This window comes from Desertibaculum subflavum (genome assembly GCA_003576705.1).
Lineage (GTDB): Bacteria > Pseudomonadota > Alphaproteobacteria > Ferrovibrionales > Ferrovibrionaceae > Desertibaculum > Desertibaculum subflavum.
In genome coordinates, this window is sequence record QOZS01000085.1 from 1 (window position 1) to 14,325 (window position 14,325).

General features: G+C 69.8%; 13 protein-coding genes and 1 pseudogene. All 14 read left to right on the top strand.

Annotated elements, in window-relative coordinates:
• Positions 1-1,021, top strand: a 1,021-nt coding sequence (locus tag DT074_RS26095) for a flagellar hook-length control protein FliK (RefSeq protein ID WP_162915255.1), incomplete at its 5' end; no start/stop codon positions are given.
• A gap of 15 nt (positions 1,022-1,036) precedes the next feature.
• The gene (locus tag DT074_RS26100; RefSeq protein ID WP_119422788.1) at positions 1,037-1,723 is read left to right on the top strand and encodes a flagellar hook assembly protein FlgD; all 687 of its coding nucleotides are present in this window, start codon (positions 1,037-1,039) and stop codon (positions 1,721-1,723) included.
• 38 nt (positions 1,724-1,761) lie between these two features.
• A complete protein-coding gene (locus DT074_RS26105) occupies positions 1,762-3,108 on the top strand; it encodes a flagellar hook protein FlgE (protein WP_119422789.1) in 1,347 nt (448 codons plus the stop codon).
• Between the two features lie 87 nt (positions 3,109-3,195).
• Positions 3,196-3,525, top strand: a complete 330-nt coding sequence (gene sciP, locus DT074_RS26110; protein ID WP_438503712.1) for a CtrA inhibitor SciP — start codon at positions 3,196-3,198, stop codon at positions 3,523-3,525.
• A 151-nt stretch (positions 3,526-3,676) separates the two neighbouring features.
• Complete coding sequence (gene fliF / locus DT074_RS26115) at positions 3,677-5,320, top strand: flagellar basal-body MS-ring/collar protein FliF (RefSeq protein WP_119422790.1); 1,644 nt, start codon at positions 3,677-3,679, stop codon at positions 5,318-5,320.
• A 19-nt stretch (positions 5,321-5,339) separates the two neighbouring features.
• On the top strand, positions 5,340-6,359 hold the full coding sequence (gene fliG / locus DT074_RS26120) for a flagellar motor switch protein FliG (protein WP_119422791.1): 1,020 nt from the start codon (positions 5,340-5,342) through the stop codon (positions 6,357-6,359).
• Positions 6,360-6,374: 15 nt separating this feature from the next.
• Complete coding sequence (locus DT074_RS26125; RefSeq protein ID WP_119422792.1) at positions 6,375-7,037, top strand: FliH/SctL family protein; 663 nt, start codon at positions 6,375-6,377, stop codon at positions 7,035-7,037.
• Between the two features lie 3 nt (positions 7,038-7,040).
• Positions 7,041-7,373, top strand: a complete 333-nt coding sequence (fliN, locus tag DT074_RS26130) for a flagellar motor switch protein FliN (RefSeq protein ID WP_119422793.1) — start codon at positions 7,041-7,043, stop codon at positions 7,371-7,373.
• Positions 7,374-7,384: 11 nt separating this feature from the next.
• Positions 7,385-8,167 carry a motility protein A gene (locus DT074_RS26135; protein WP_368744919.1) on the top strand — a complete coding sequence of 261 codons (783 nt, stop codon included), beginning with the start codon at positions 7,385-7,387 and terminating at the stop codon, positions 8,165-8,167.
• A gap of 14 nt (positions 8,168-8,181) precedes the next feature.
• Positions 8,182-9,549 carry a sigma-54-dependent transcriptional regulator FlbD gene (flbD, locus tag DT074_RS26140; RefSeq protein ID WP_119422794.1) on the top strand — a complete coding sequence of 456 codons (1,368 nt, stop codon included), beginning with the start codon at positions 8,182-8,184 and terminating at the stop codon, positions 9,547-9,549.
• 30 nt (positions 9,550-9,579) lie between these two features.
• Entirely contained in the window at positions 9,580-11,679 is a 2,100-nt protein-coding gene (flhA, locus tag DT074_RS26145; protein ID WP_119422795.1) for a flagellar biosynthesis protein FlhA, read from the top strand.
• Positions 11,680-11,689: 10 nt separating this feature from the next.
• Positions 11,690-12,679 carry a flagellar biosynthesis protein FlhF gene (locus tag DT074_RS26150; protein WP_119422796.1) on the top strand — a complete coding sequence of 330 codons (990 nt, stop codon included), beginning with the start codon at positions 11,690-11,692 and terminating at the stop codon, positions 12,677-12,679.
• Positions 12,672-13,457, top strand: coding sequence for a nucleotide-binding protein (locus DT074_RS26155; RefSeq protein ID WP_119422797.1), 786 nt, complete (start codon positions 12,672-12,674; stop codon positions 13,455-13,457). The genes DT074_RS26150 and DT074_RS26155 overlap by 8 nt, the downstream gene beginning before the upstream one ends.
• Positions 13,454-14,325, top strand: a pseudogene (locus DT074_RS26160) (hypothetical protein); the annotation flags it as partial. The gene DT074_RS26155 and the pseudogene DT074_RS26160, both read left to right, overlap by 4 nt.

Below are 14,325 nucleotides of genomic sequence, written 5' to 3' on the forward strand. Positions count from 1 at the left end.
GCTCGCCGCGGCCGCGCCGCCGGCCCAGCCCGAGCCCGCCGCGCCGACCGCCGAACCGGCGGCACCGATTCCGGCCGAGCCGGCATCGCCGAAGCAGACCGCCGTGCCGCCGGCACCGCCCGCCGCACCGGCGCCCGGTACGCCGACCGAAGCGAAGGCAGCCGATCCTGTCGTCACCGCGGCGGTTGCTGCCGCGAAGCCGGCGCCATCCCGCACCGCGTCGGCGAACGACCCGGCCGCGAGCGCCGCCGACGAGACGGCAGAGCCATCTCTCGATGCGCCCACCGCCGCGAAACCCGCCGCGCCGTCCCCGGCAGGGTCCGGCCAGCCTGGTCAGAACGCGCCGCCGAAACCCGATCCGACGGCCGAGAAGCCGATGGTCGATCGCGCCGTCGCGGCGCGCGACGGCGCCCCACCCGCGCCGACCGCCAACGAGCCGGCGCCCGCTGCCACCGATCCGGCGGCACCGGCCGAGAGCGATGCCGGCGGCGCGGCCACCGACCCTCGCGCGAGCCCCACCAACGGGACCACGCTGCCGACCCGCGCGCCCGATCCGGCCGCCGCGCAGGCCCAGCGGACGATGCCCACGCCGCCTCAGCCGCCTGCCGAACAGATCGCCGTGCATGTGGCCAAGGCGGCCGCCGGCGGCGAGAACCGCATCACCGTCAACCTGCAGCCGGCCGATCTCGGCCGCGTCGAGGTGACGCTCGATTTCGGCAGCGACGGCAAGGTCGCCGCCACCGTGCGGGCCGACCGGCCGGAGACGCTGGACGCGCTGCAGCGGGATGTGCGCGGTCTCGAACGCGCGCTCGCCGATGCCGGCCTGAAGACCGACCAGGGCTCGCTCAGCTTCAGCCTGCGCCGCGAGGCGCAGGAAGGCTTCGCCGAGCGCCAGGGCCAGAACCAGACCAATAGCCGCGGCAGTCAGCCGGGCTTCGCCTTCGCCGCGCCGGCGCCGGAAATCGCCGCCGCCCAGCTTCGAACCATGTCGGGCCTGCGCGCGCTCGACATCCGCGTCTGACCGGGAGAGACCTTCATGGCCACCACCGACGGCGTCGGCTCGACGACCCAGACCTCCGCCACCGGCACCGCCGCGGCGAAGAAGTCGCTCGCCGACAATTTCGACGCCTTCCTGCTGCTGCTGACCAAGCAGCTGCAGAACCAGGACCCGCTGAAGCCGATGGACTCCAACGAGTTCACCCAGCAGCTGGTGCAGTACTCGTCGGTCGAGCAGGCGATCAAGCAGAACGAGAACCTGGAGAGCATGCTGGCCATGCTGCAGAGCCAACAGTCGATCAGCTATGTCGGCATGATCGGCAAGGAGGTCACCTATCTCGGCGACGAGGCGACGCTCGGCGAGACCGACGGCGCGAGCTGGAAGTACGAGGTCGGCGCCGCCACCAGCTCCGCTACCGTCCAGGTGCTGAACGCTGCCGGCCAGGTCGTCTACCAGACCACTGTTACGCCGCAGACCGGCATCAACGACTTCGAATGGGACGGCAACGCGACGAGCGGCGGCCGCGCGCCGGAAGGCTCCTATACGCTGAAGGTCACCGGCCTCGACAAGGACGGCAAGTCCACCACTGCTCTCGTCTACGCCACCGGCATCGTCTCGGGCATCGAGACCGACAGCGAGGGCACCGCGCTCGTGGTCGGTCCCTATGTCGTCGCGCCCTCCGAGGTGCGCGCCGTCAACGACCCCGTCACCGCTGCCGTAAACTGAACCGCATTCCGCTCATCCCCGCTTTCAGGAGGTAGTCCATGTCGCTCTACGGTGCTCTCTTTTCCGGTGTGTCCGGCCTCGCCGCCCAGGCCCAGAACATGGGCATGATCTCGGACAACATCTCGAACCTGAACACGATCGGCTACAAGCGCAGCTTCGCTAAGTTCGCGACGCTCGTCACCGACAACGGCTCCTCCACCAAGTACTCGCCCGGCGGCGTCGAGAGCCGGCGCTTCACGCAGGTCGACCAGCAGGGCCTGCTGCAGGCCTCGACCTCGCCGACCGACATTGCGATCTCGGGCGACGGCTTCTTCGTGGTCAACACCACGTCGAGCCCGACCACCTTGAACGGCGAATACCAGTTCACCCGCGCCGGCTCGTTCACCGCCGACCGCAACGGCTTCCTGGTGAACGCCGCCGGCAAGTATCTGCTCGGCTGGGAGATCGACGCGCAGGGCAACATCCCGACGGTCCGCACCAGCCTGCAGGTGTTGGAGCCGGTCAATGTCGGCGGCCTGGCCGGCACGGCGGAGCCCAGCACGACCCTTTCGGTGCGCGGCAACTTGCAGGCCTCGCAGGCGGCCTATTCCGGCGCACCGGCCTATGTCCCCGGCACCGGCCAGCTCGCCACCGCGGCGGTGACCGCGCATTTCGCCCGCAGCTTCCCGATCGTCGACAGCCAGGGCTCGCAGCGCACCATCTCCGTCGCATTCCTGAAGACGGCGGCCAATACCTGGCAGACCGAGATCTACGCCGACCTGGATGACAACGGCACCATTGTCGCCGGCGAAGTGATCAAGAGCGGGACCTTGGCATTCAATACCGACGGCTCGATCGACGCCGCCTCCAGCACGATCCTGACCGGCGCCCCGGCCGACCAGATTTCGATCGCCTGGAACGCCGCGCTCGGCATCACCACGCCGCAGGCCCTGGACATCAATTTCGGCACCGACGGCATGACCGACGGCTTCTCGCAGTTCGACACCGACAGCCAGCTGCTGTCCTCCGACACGGACGGCACCGTATTCGGTTCGTTCTCGGGCGTGTCGATCGACGAGAACGGCTTCGTTACCGCGCTGTTCAACAACGGCACCAGCCGCCAGCTCTACAAGCTGCCGGTCGCCACCTTCGTGAATCCGAACGGCCTCGCCCCCCGCAACGGCAACGCCTGGGCGACCGCCAACGCGGCCGGCGAGTTCAATCTGTTCGAGGCCGGGACCGGCCCGGCAGGCAAGGTAGCGCCGAGCGCCCTCGAAAGCGCGACCGTCGATCTGGCGGAAGAGTTCTCCAACATGATCATCACCCAGCGCGCCTATTCGGCCAATGCCAAGACCATCTCCACGGCCGATGAGATGCTGGCCGAGATCATCAATCTCAAGCGATGAGCTTGGTTAAGGCTTTCCGGCGCAAGTCATTGATTAACCAACGGGCTTAGGCGTTCCTTAAGTCGCGGGCGGTAGCTTCGCGACACTATGAACGCGAAGGACGCGCGTGAAATGTTGGAACTGGAGCGCGCGGGCGCGGGCGTGGTCATCGGGCCGGAAGGCAAACCGCTGACCATCGCCGATCTGCCCCCGCCCGATACCAAGCGCTGGGTCATCCGCCGCAAGGCGGAAGTGGTCGCCGCTGTTCGCGGCGGCCTGCTCAGCCTCGAGGATGCCTGCCGTCGTTACAGCCTGACCGTTGAGGAGTTCCTCTCGTGGCAGCGCGCGATCGATGCGCACGGCCTTCCGGGGCTGCGCGCCACGCGCATCCAGTACTATCGCCCCACACCGGCGGAGCGTTCGCGCAGCACCGGCTGATCCCTCAGCCGGACGCGCGGACGACCATCGGCGGTCGCCCGCGCCCAGATCGGCAAAATTTGCCGCGTCTTTTACCGATCCTTCACGCTCGGCCACCTAACGTCGCCCGGTCGCCAAAGCCCCGGTTGTCACGGTTCGGTCGGTCGCCTGAATGAACGCTTTTCTAACCACGTTGCGATCGCTCGGGGCCGGCAGGCTGGCGGTGGTCGCCGGCACGGTTCTCGCCACCATCGCCTTCGTCACCTATCTCGGCGCGCGCATGATCCAGCCGCCGATGTCGCTCCTGTTCGGCGGGCTGGACACCAAGGAAGCTTCCGAGTTGGTCGCCAAGCTGGACGGCATGCGCGTGCCCTACGAGTTGCGCGGCAATGGCAGCCAGGTCCTGGTGCCCGAGGACCAGGTGCTGAAGCTGCGCCTGGCGCTGGCCCGGGAGGGGCTGCCTTCCGGCGGCAGCATCGGCTACGAGATCTTCGACAAGACCGACAGCCTCGGCACCACCAGCTTCGTCCAGAACATCAACCAGCTGCGTGCCCTGGAAGGCGAGCTCGCCCGCACCATCCGCTCGCTCGACGGCGTCGCCGCCGCCCGGGTCCATCTCGTGCTGCCGAGGCGGGAGGTCTTCGCCCGCGAGAACCGGGAGCCGAGCGCCTCGGTGGTGCTGAAGCTGCGCGGCTCGACCCGGCTCGACAAGAGCCAGGTCGGCGCGATCCAGAACCTGGTCGCCGCCGCCGTCCCCGACCTCAAGACCTCGCGCATCGCCATTGTCGACGACAGGGGCACACTGCTCACCCGCGTCGAACAGAACGGCCCGGGCAGCGCAGGGTCCATGGCCGAGGCCAAGCTCGAGCTCGAAGAGCGCCACAAGCGGAATATCGAGACCCTGCTGGAACGCACGCTCGGCCCCGGCAAGGTCCGCGCCGAGGTGACCGCCGATATCGACTACGACCGCACGGTCACCAGCCAGGAGATGTTCGACCCCGATCAGCAGGTGGTCCGCTCCGTGCAGACGGTGACCGAGCAGAATTCCTCGGCGGACGGCGCCTCGCAGGCCGTATCGGTGCAGACCAACCTGCCGGAGGCCAAAGCGCAGGACTCGGCCGGTGGCGGCTCCAACTCGACCAGCTCGCGCACCGAAGAAACGACCAACTACGAGATCTCGCGCACCACCCGCACGCAGACGCGCGAGGCCGGCATCGTGCGCCGCCTGTCGGTCGCCGTGCTGGTCGACGGCAACTACAGCCAGGGCCAGGACGGCACCCGCACCTATCAGCCGCGCAGCGCCGACGAGCTGCAGAGCCTCGCCACGCTGGTGCGTAGCGCCGTCGGCTTCGATGCCAAGCGCGGCGACACGGTGGAGATCGTCAACCTTCAATTCCCGGCCGGCGAGCCCACCGAGGCGCTGCCCGAGGAATTCGCCCTGCTCGGCCTCGGCAAGGCGGACCTGATGCGCATCGCCGAGACCGGCATCCTCGGCATCGTGGCGCTGCTGCTCATCCTTCTGGTGATCCGGCCGGTGCTGAACCGCTTCATGACGCCGACCGGGTCGCCGCTGCCGGCAGGCGCGCCGCAGCTGCCGCCCGGCCAGGCGCAGGCCCAGCTTGCGCTGCCGCCCGGCGCGCCCGGCACCGAGCTTCAGCCGTCGGAGCCGGTTTCCGAGGTCGAGAAGATGATCGATATCGCCCGCATCGAGGGCCAGGTGAAGGCGTCGAGCGTGAAGCGGATCGGCGAGATCGTGCAACGGCATCCGGAGGAGGCGGTCTCGATCGTCCGCACCTGGATGTATCAGGACGCCTGAGGCGGAAGGGGCAAGGGGAATGCCACCAGTCAAGGACGACGTCCGCGGCCTCACCGGGCCGGAACGCGCCGCGGCGCTGCTGCTGGCGCTCGGCGAGGACATCTCCGGCGAGATCTTCAAGCGTCTCGACGAGGACGAGATCAAGGAGCTGTCGCAGCAGATGGCGCGGCTCGGCTCGGTCTCCGCCACGGTGGTGGAGCGCCTGTTCGTCGACTTCGCCAACGCGATCTCCAATCCCGGCTCGATCGTCGGCACCTTCGAGAACACCGAGCGCCTGCTGAACCGCGTCCTCGCGCCGGACCGCGTCGAGCGGATCATGGACGAGATCCGCGGCCCGGCCGGCCGCACCATGTGGGACAAGCTCGCCAACGTGAACGAGACGGTGCTCGCCAACTACCTGAAGAACGAATATCCGCAGACCGTTGCCGTCGTGCTGTCGAAAATCCGGCCCGAACATGCCGCCCGCGTCCTGGGCGCGCTGCCGGACGAGTTCGGCATCGAGGTGATCACCCGCATGCTGCGCATGGAGGCGGTACAGAAGGAAGTGCTGGACAAGGTCGAGCACACCCTGCGCAGCGAGTTCATGAGCAACCTGGCCCGCACCAGCCGGCGCGACGCGCACGAGATGATGGCGGACATCTTCAACAATCTCGACCGCAACGCCGAGACGCGGTTCATCACCGCGCTGGAAGAGCGGAGCCGCGAGAGCGCCGAGCGCATCAAGGCGCTGATGTTCACCTTCGAGGACCTGAGCCGCCTCGACCCGTCGGGCATCCAGACGCTGATGCGCAATGTCGACAAGAACAAGCTGGCGATCGCCATGAAGGGCGCCTCCGAGAAGCTGCGCGACCTGTTCTTCTCCAACATGTCCGAGCGCGCGGCGAAGCTGCTGCGCGAGGACATGTCGGCCATGGGACCGGTCCGGCTTCGCGATGTCGACGAGGCGCAGAGCCTGATCGTGGCCACCGCCAAGGACCTCGCCGCCAAGGGCGAAATCCTGCTGGCCGAGAACAAGGGCGAAGACGAGCTTGTCTACTGACGTGGAGTGGGTCGTATGAGCGCCGCCGTCAAATACCTGTTCGAGCGCAGCTTCGAGCCGCAGCGCAGCGCCAGCGCCAAGATGCAGTTCGACGCGTTCGACGACGATCAGCGTTTCCGCGCGGCCGATCTGGCCGCCGCGCAGGAGGCCGCCTTTGCCGAGGGCCGCATGGCGGGCCTCGCGGAGGCCAAGGCGGGGGTGGAAGCCACCGCGGCGGCGGCGCTGGAGCACCTCGCCGCCAGCATGGAGACGCTGTTCGCCGATCGCGACGCCGCCATCGAGGCGCTGCGCCACGGGGCAGCCCAGGTTGCGGTCGCCACCGCGCAACGCTTCGCCGCCGCGGTGCTGGCGCAGTTCCCGGGCACCGAAGTCGAGGCGCTGCTGCGGCAGGCCCTGCCGGAGCTCGAGGGCCAGGCCCGCATCGCCGTCCGCCTGTCCCCGGCGGCGCTGGCGGCACTGGCGCCCCGGCTGGAGCGCATCGCCGAGGCGGCCGGCTTCGGCGGCCGCATCGACCTGGTCGCCGATGCCGCGCGCGGCGACCAGGACTGCACGATCGAATGGGCCGGCGGCGGCGTCGAGCGGGACGAGGGCCGCATCGCCCGCGCCATCGAGGCCGCACTGACCAGTTTCACCGCCCAGGGCGCCGACCAGGCAGCCGGCGACAGCGAAGGACAATAGGCCATGGCCGACAACGACGATCTCGACCTGCCGGATCTCGGCAAGGACGCCAAGTCCGCGGAAGTCGGCGGCCATGTGCAAAGCCGCACGGCGACCGACCTGGAGGCCGTGTTCGACGTGCCGGTCAACGTCTCCGCCGTGCTCGGCAAGGCCAACATGCAGGTCAGCGACATGCTGAACCTGGCCAAGGGCACGGTGATCGAGCTGGACCGCAAGGTCGGCGAGGCGATCGACATCTACGTGAACAACCGCCTGGTCGCCCGCGGCGAGGTGGTCGTCGTCGAGGAGCGCCTGGGCGTGACGATGACCGAAATCATCAAGACAGACCGGGGCTGAGGGCGCTTCCGATGACGCGCGCCAGCATGGATATCGCCACGACTCTGGGCCTCGGGGTCGGCTTTCTTCTGCTGGCCGCGGCGATCCTGCTCGGCGGCTCTCCCTTCGCCTTCGTCGATGTGCCGTCGGTGCTGATCGTAATTGGCGGCACCTTCGCGGTGACCATGATCAGCTTCTCGTTCGAGGAGATGATGCGCGCCCAGTCGGTGCTGCTGCAGACCCTGATCGACCGCCGCAGCGCGCCGAACGCGGCGGCCCGCGCGGTGCTGCGCATTGCCGACACGGCGCGCAAGTCGGGCATCCTGGCGCTGCAGGCCGTGGTGCCGCAATTGCGCGGACAGAGCTTCCTGCAGCGCGCGGTTCAGCTCGCCGTCGACGGCCTGCCGGAGGGCGAGATCAACCGGATCCTGCACCAGGAAGGCCAGGCCAAGCAGATCCGTCACGCCCACAGCGCGAGCGTGCTGCGCCGCGCCGCCGAGGTGGCGCCGGCCATGGGCCTGATCGGCACCCTGCTCGGCCTGGTTCAGATGCTTGGCAACCTGAACGATCCCTCGACCATCGGGCCGAGCATGGCGCTCGCCCTGCTCACCACTTTCTACGGCGCCGTGCTCGCCAACATGGTCTTCCTGCCGCTCGCCTCCAAGCTCGAGCGCAATTCGGAGGCCGAGGCCCTGCTCGACACCATCTATCTCACCGCCGCGCTCTCCATCGCCCGGCAGGACAATCCGCGCCGGCTCGAGATCGAGCTGAACGCGATCCTGCCGCCGGGCGAGCGCGTGCGGATGTTCGATTAGCCGGAGGCAGTACCATGCGACTTCTCATCGTCGGCCCGCTCAACGGGGAAATCGGCACCGCCAGCCGGATGGCCATGGAACGCGGCGCCAAGGTGGCGCAGGTCGGCGACATCGACGCCGCGCTGCACGCGCTGCGCAATGGCCAGGGCGCCGATCTCCTGATGATCGACGTCCGCCTCGACGTCGCGCGCATGGTGCAGAACCTGATCAGCGAGCGCTTCTCGCTGCCGGTGGTCGCCTGCGGCATCGGCTCCGACGCGCGCGCCGCGGTCTCCGCCATCCGCGCCGGTGCCAAGGAATACCTGCCCCTGCCGCCGGACCCGGACCTGATCGCCGCCGTGCTGGAGGCGGTGACCGAGGAGAACCGCGCACTGGTCTGGCGCGACCCGGCGATGGGCGCTGTGATCAAGCTGGCCGAGCAGATCGCCCCCTCCTCCGCCAGCGTGCTGATCACCGGCGAAAGCGGCACCGGCAAGGAGGTGCTGGCCCGCCACATCCACAACCGGTCGGCCCGTGCCGACAAGCCCTTCGTCTCGGTCAACTGCGCGGCGATCCCCGACACGCTGCTGGAGAGCGAGCTGTTCGGCCACGAGAAGGGCGCCTTCACCGGCGCCGTGGCGCGCCGCATCGGCAAGTTCGAGGAGGCCAATGGCGGCACGCTGCTGCTGGACGAGATCAGCGAGATGGACGTGCGGCTGCAGGCCAAGCTGCTGCGCGCCATCCAGGAGCGCGAGATCGACCGCATTGGCGGCGGCAAGCCGGTCAAGGTCGATATCCGCGTGATCGCGACCTCCAACCGCAACCTGGCGGATTCGGTGGCGCGCGGCGAGTTCCGCGAGGACCTGCTGTTCCGCCTCAACGTGGTCAACCTGAAGATCCCGGCGCTGCGCCAGCGGCCGGCCGATATCGAGCTGCTCGCCAACTTCTTCGGCAAGCGCTACGCCCAGGCGAACGGCGTGGCATTGCGGCCGATTTCGGCGGCCGCGATGGCCTTCCTGAAGGGAGCTCCCTGGCGCGGCAATGTGCGCGAGCTCGAGAACACCATGCACCGCGCCGTCCTGCTGGCGACCGATGACGAGATCGGACCGGACGCGATCCGGGCGCCCGACGGCAGCCTGCTCGGCACGCACTCGGCCGAGGCGGTGAGCGGCCCCACCCTGAACCTGCCGGGCGGCGTGTCCAAGCCGCTGGTCGGCAAGACCGTCGCCGATGTGGAGCGCGACCTGATCATCGACACGCTTTCGCACTGCCTCGGCAACCGCACCCATGCGGCCAACATCCTCGGCATCTCGATCCGCACCTTGCGCAACAAGCTGAAGCAGTACAACGACGAGGGCGTGCCGGTGCCGATGCCGGGCGAAGGCCAGCGGCTCTCCGCCTGACCGCCCTGATCCGGAACGGGTAACCACGCAATGGCCGACGCGACCCAAGCCGCGGGACCGGGCGAGCTGCTGACGCGCATCGCCGCCGCGCTGCGCCAGGGCGACGTCCTGGTGGCGCTCGGCGTGGTCACCATCCTGGTCGTGCTCATCCTGCCGATGCCGGGATGGCTGCTCGACCTGTCGCTGGCGCTTTCGTTCGGCTTCTCCGTGCTGATCCTGATGGTGTCGATGTTCATCGGCCGCCCGCTGGAATTCAGCGCCTTCCCGACCGTGCTGCTCATCTCGACGATGATGCGGCTGTCGCTCAACCTCGCTTCGACCCGCCTGATCCTGGGCCATGGCCACGAAGGCACCGACGCCGCCGGACACGTCATCGCCGCCTTCGGCAGCTTCGTGATGCAGGGCAACTTCGTCATCGGGATCATCGTTTTCGCGATCCTGGTGACGGTGAACTTCGTCGTCATCACCAAGGGCTCCGGTCGCATCGCCGAGGTCGCCGCCCGGTTCAGCCTGGATGCCATGCCGGGCAAGCAGATGGCGATCGACGCCGATCTCTCGACCGGCCTGATCGACGAGAAGGAGGCCCGCAAGCGCCGCAAGGCGCTGGAGGACGAGAGCACCTTCTTCGGCAGCATGGACGGTGCCGCGAAGTTCGTGCGCGGCGACGCCGTCGCCGGCCTGATCATCCTGTTCGTCAACGTGATCGGCGGCATGATCATCGGCGTCGGCCAGATGGGCATGAATTTCGGCGATGCCGCCAAGGTCTACACGCTGCTCACCATCGGCGACGGCCTGGTGTCGCAGATCCCCGCCCTGATCGTCTCCACCGCGGCCGGCCTGATGGTCTCCAAGTCGGGCAGCGAAGGCTCGGTCGACAAGGCGCTGCTGGCCCAGCTCGGCGGCTATCCCAAGGCGCTCGCGCTCTCCTCCGCGCTGATGCTGGCGCTCGCCCTGCTGCCGGGCATCCCGATGCTGCCCTTCCTGGCGCTGGCCGGCGTGACCGGCGGCGCCGCCTACACCATGATGCGGCGCAAGGACAACGAGGCGGCGCTGCTGCTCGCCGACGAGGAAGCGGCGAAGACCGCGGTTCCCACCGAGGAGCCGATCTCGACCGCGCTCGCCATCGACGATCTCAGGCTCGAGATCGGCTACGGCCTGCTCGCCCTGATCAACGACGCGCGCGGCATCAAGCTGACCGACCAGATCAAGGCGCTGCGCCGCCAGCTCGCCAGCGAGATGGGCTTCGTCATGCCCTCGGTCCGCATCCTCGACAACATGCAGCTGGCCGCCAACGGCTATCTGATCCGGGTCAAGGAGATGGAGGCCGGGCGCGGCGAAGTGCGGCCGAGCCAGTTCCTGGTCATCGACCCGCGCGGCGAGCGCATGATGCTGCCGGGCGAGGAGACCACCGAGCCGACCTTCGGCCTGCCGGCGCTGTGGATCGATCCGCAATACCGCGAGGAGGCGACCTTCCGCGGCTATACCGTCGTCGACCCCGCCACCGTGGTCACCACGCACCTGACCGAGGTGCTGAAGGACAACATGGCGGAGATGCTCTCCTATGCGGAGACGCAGAAGCTGCTGAACGAGGTGCCGAAGGACCACCAGAAGCTGATCGCCGACCTGATCCCGCAGCACATCTCCACCGGTGGCGTGCAGCGCGTGCTGCAGAACCTGCTGGCCGAGCGCGTCTCGATCCGCGACCTGCCGACCATCCTGGAAGGCATCGCCGAGGCGACCAGCTACACCCGCAACGTCGGCACCATCACCGAGCATGTGCGGGCCCGCCTCGCCCGCCAGATCAGCTACGCCAATTCGGCGCCGGAAGGCTATATCCCGCTGGTCGCGCTCTCCGCCGCCTGGGAGCAGGCCTTCGCCGAATCGATCATCGGCCAGGGCGACGAGCGCCACCTTTCCATGGCGCCGAGCAAGCTGCAGGATTTCATCGGCGCCGTGCGCGCGACCTTCGACAAGCTGGCCCAGGAAGGCCAGATGCCGGTGCTGCTGACCAGCCCGGCGGTGCGCCCCTTCGTGCGCTCGATCATCGAGCGGTTCCGGCCGCAGACGGTGGTGATCTCGCAGAGCGAGGTGCACGCCAAGGCCAAGCTGCGCACGCTGGCGCAGATCTGAGGGGCGGGTCATGCGGCTCCGCCTCTTCCATGCCCCGACGGTCGCCGAGGCGATGCGTCAGGTGCGCGCCGAGCTCGGCGACGAGGCGATCATCGTCTCCACCGACAAGGCGCGCCGGGGCGACGGCGTCGAGGTCACCGCCGCGATCGAGCAGCCCGAGCCGGCACCGGCCGCCCCGCCGCCGCGGGTCAACGGCACGGTTCCGGCGGCGATTGCCGCCGCCGCGCACGACATCGCCCGCGCCCTCGCCTTCCATGGCGTCGAGACGCGCCTGATCGAGCGGATCAGTCTCGGCGTGATGGCCGGCGACGGCGATCCGGAAGCGCTGCTCGCCCGCGCCCTCGCCGGCGCCTTCCGCTTCCGCCCGACGCCGGCGGCCGCGCATGGCCCGGTGATGCTGGTCGGCCCCCCGGGCGCCGGCAAAACCGCGACCGCCGCCAAGCTGATCGCCCGCGAAGTGCTGGCCGGCGGCGAGGTGCAGGCGCTGACCTGCGACACCCAGCGCGCCGGCGGCCTGGAACAGCTCGGCGCCTTCACCCGCGTGATGGACGTGCCGCTCGCCGCGGTGGAAAGCGCGATCGACCTGCCGCGCGCACTCGCCCAGTCCGGCGGCCGCGCCGTGATCGACACCGCCGGCGCCAATCCCTTCGACCCGGCCGAGATGCGCCATCTCGCCGGCCTCGTCACCGCCGCGCGGGTCGAGCCCGTGCTGGTGCTGCCGGCCGGCGGCGATCCGCGCGAGATGGCCGAGGCCGCGGCCGAGTTCGCCGCCATTGGCGCCCGAAGCCTGATCGTCACCCGGCTCGATGCCGCCCGCCGCATCGGCGGCCTGCTCGGCGCCGCCGACGGCGCCGGGCTCGGCATCGCCGATGCCAGCATGACGCCGTTCGTCGGCGAAGGCCTGCACCCGCTTTCCCCATCCCTGCTTGCCCGCATGCTGCTCGGCGATCCGAACCGGCCGCATGACCGCACCCCTCCGTCGGGAGCCAGCCATGAGTGACGTCGCCCTGCAGCACCCCGCCGCCGATCCGCGCCAGCGCAACATCATCTGCGTCGCCTCCGGCAAGGGCGGCGTCGGCAAGACCTTCCTCTCCATCGCGCTGGCCCAGGCGCTGGCCCGCCAGGGCAAGCACGTGCTGCTGTTCGACGGCGATCTCGGGCTTGCCAATATCGACGTGCAGCTCGGCCTGATGGCGGAGCGCGATCTCGGCGGCGTCATCTCCGGGCGCCTGTCGCTGGCGGACGCGATCACCCGCTACGAGACCGGCGGCTTCGACGTGATCGCCGGCCGCTCCGGCTCCGGCTCGCTCGCGACCTTGAGCCGCAGTCAGCTCGACGGCCTGCGCGACGGCCTGAAGCTGCTCGCCGCGCGCTATGACCACGTGATCCTCGACCTCGCCGCCGGCGTCGACGAGCCGGTGCGCCTGCTCGCCGAGATCGCCGGCACGCTCCTCGTCGTCACCACCGACGAGCCGACGGCGCTGACCGACGCCTATGCCTTCATGAAGCTGACCGCGGCGCCGGTCAGGCATGCCGATTGCCGCATCCTGGTCAACCTCGCGGCTTCGCCCGAGGACGGCGAGCGCACCTATCAGAAGCTACGCAAGACCGCCGCCAACTTCCTGAAATTCGATCCCAAGCTCGCCGGCGTGGTGCGCCGCGACGAGCGCGTGCGCGACAGCGTGCGGCATCAGATGTCGCATCTGGCGCGCCATCCGACCTCGGAATCCGCGGGCGATGTCGAGGCCATCGCGCGCGGCGTGACCGGCGCGGCGTGAGCCAGGTCGGCAGCCCGCCCACCGCCCTCAGACCGGCCACCGGCACGCCGGCGGTGACCGGCGCCGCCGTCACGCCAACCCCGACCGACCAGGCGACCGGCAACGCGCCGCGCCAACAGGGCGGCGGCGGCCAGTCGGCACCGCAGCAGCAGCCGCCACCGCAGGCGCCGCCGCCCCCGACGCCTGCCGTCACGCTCACCGGCGCCTTGACCGCCTTGTTCGCGGGCCAGCCGGTGAATGCCGTGGTCGCCCAGACCGCGAATGGCGAGATCGTCCTCAAGCTGCCGGAGGCGCAGCTTATCCTGACGGCCGAAGCGGCGAAGGCGATCGAAGCGGCGCGCGGCGACGTACTTGTGCTCAAGCTGGTCGCCTCCGGCCCGACTCCGACCGTCATCATTGCCAGCCGCAACGGCCGCCCGGTGACCGATCCGGCACTGCTGCCAGTCGTCATCGAACCGATCGCGGAGCAGCCGCCGGCGATCCTGCCGGCGCCGCGCCGTCCGCTTCCTGTCGTCGCGGCGCCGGCGGCACCTGCTCCGGCTTCACCGGGGTCGCCTTCACCAGGATCGCCGACACCGGTCGGATCCGGCGCTGGGCCGGCCGCGCAACCCGCGTCGGCGCAAGCCCAGATCGCTCCCCAGGCGCCGGCGACGACGACGCCGGCCGCAACGCCTGCGGCTGCGCCGGCTGTGGCAGCTTCCGGCGCGCCGTCGCCACCCTCGCTTCCCGCGGTCGATCCGGTCGTTCCGGGCCGGCCCGATGGAACGACCAACATCGCGGCGGCGTCGCCGTCACGTTCGGCCGCGGCCGGGTCGAGCCCGGCGGCGGCGCCGGCCGCCGCCAGCGTTTCGGCGGAGCCGCCCGCGCC

Excerpts from the sequence above, each read along its gene's own strand:
- DT074_RS26105 (WP_119422789.1), top strand. The coding sequence starts at position 1,762 with ATGTCGCTCTACGGTGCTCTCTTTTCCGGTGTGTCCGGCCTCGCCGCC.
- fliG (WP_119422791.1), top strand. The coding sequence starts at position 5,340 with ATGCCACCAGTCAAGGACGACGTCCGCGGCCTCACCGGGCCGGAACGC.
- DT074_RS26125 (WP_119422792.1), top strand. The coding sequence starts at position 6,375 with ATGAGCGCCGCCGTCAAATACCTGTTCGAGCGCAGCTTCGAGCCGCAG.
- sciP (WP_438503712.1), top strand. The coding sequence starts at position 3,196 with ATGAACGCGAAGGACGCGCGTGAAATGTTGGAACTGGAGCGCGCGGGC.
- fliF (WP_119422790.1), top strand. The coding sequence starts at position 3,677 with ATGAACGCTTTTCTAACCACGTTGCGATCGCTCGGGGCCGGCAGGCTG.
- DT074_RS26100 (WP_119422788.1), top strand. The coding sequence starts at position 1,037 with ATGGCCACCACCGACGGCGTCGGCTCGACGACCCAGACCTCCGCCACC.
- DT074_RS26155 (WP_119422797.1), top strand. The coding sequence starts at position 12,672 with ATGAGTGACGTCGCCCTGCAGCACCCCGCCGCCGATCCGCGCCAGCGC.
- flhA (WP_119422795.1), top strand. The coding sequence starts at position 9,580 with ATGGCCGACGCGACCCAAGCCGCGGGACCGGGCGAGCTGCTGACGCGC.
- DT074_RS26150 (WP_119422796.1), top strand. The coding sequence starts at position 11,690 with ATGCGGCTCCGCCTCTTCCATGCCCCGACGGTCGCCGAGGCGATGCGT.
- fliN (WP_119422793.1), top strand. The coding sequence starts at position 7,041 with ATGGCCGACAACGACGATCTCGACCTGCCGGATCTCGGCAAGGACGCC.
- flbD (WP_119422794.1), top strand. The coding sequence starts at position 8,182 with ATGCGACTTCTCATCGTCGGCCCGCTCAACGGGGAAATCGGCACCGCC.
- DT074_RS26135 (WP_368744919.1), top strand. The coding sequence starts at position 7,385 with ATGACGCGCGCCAGCATGGATATCGCCACGACTCTGGGCCTCGGGGTC.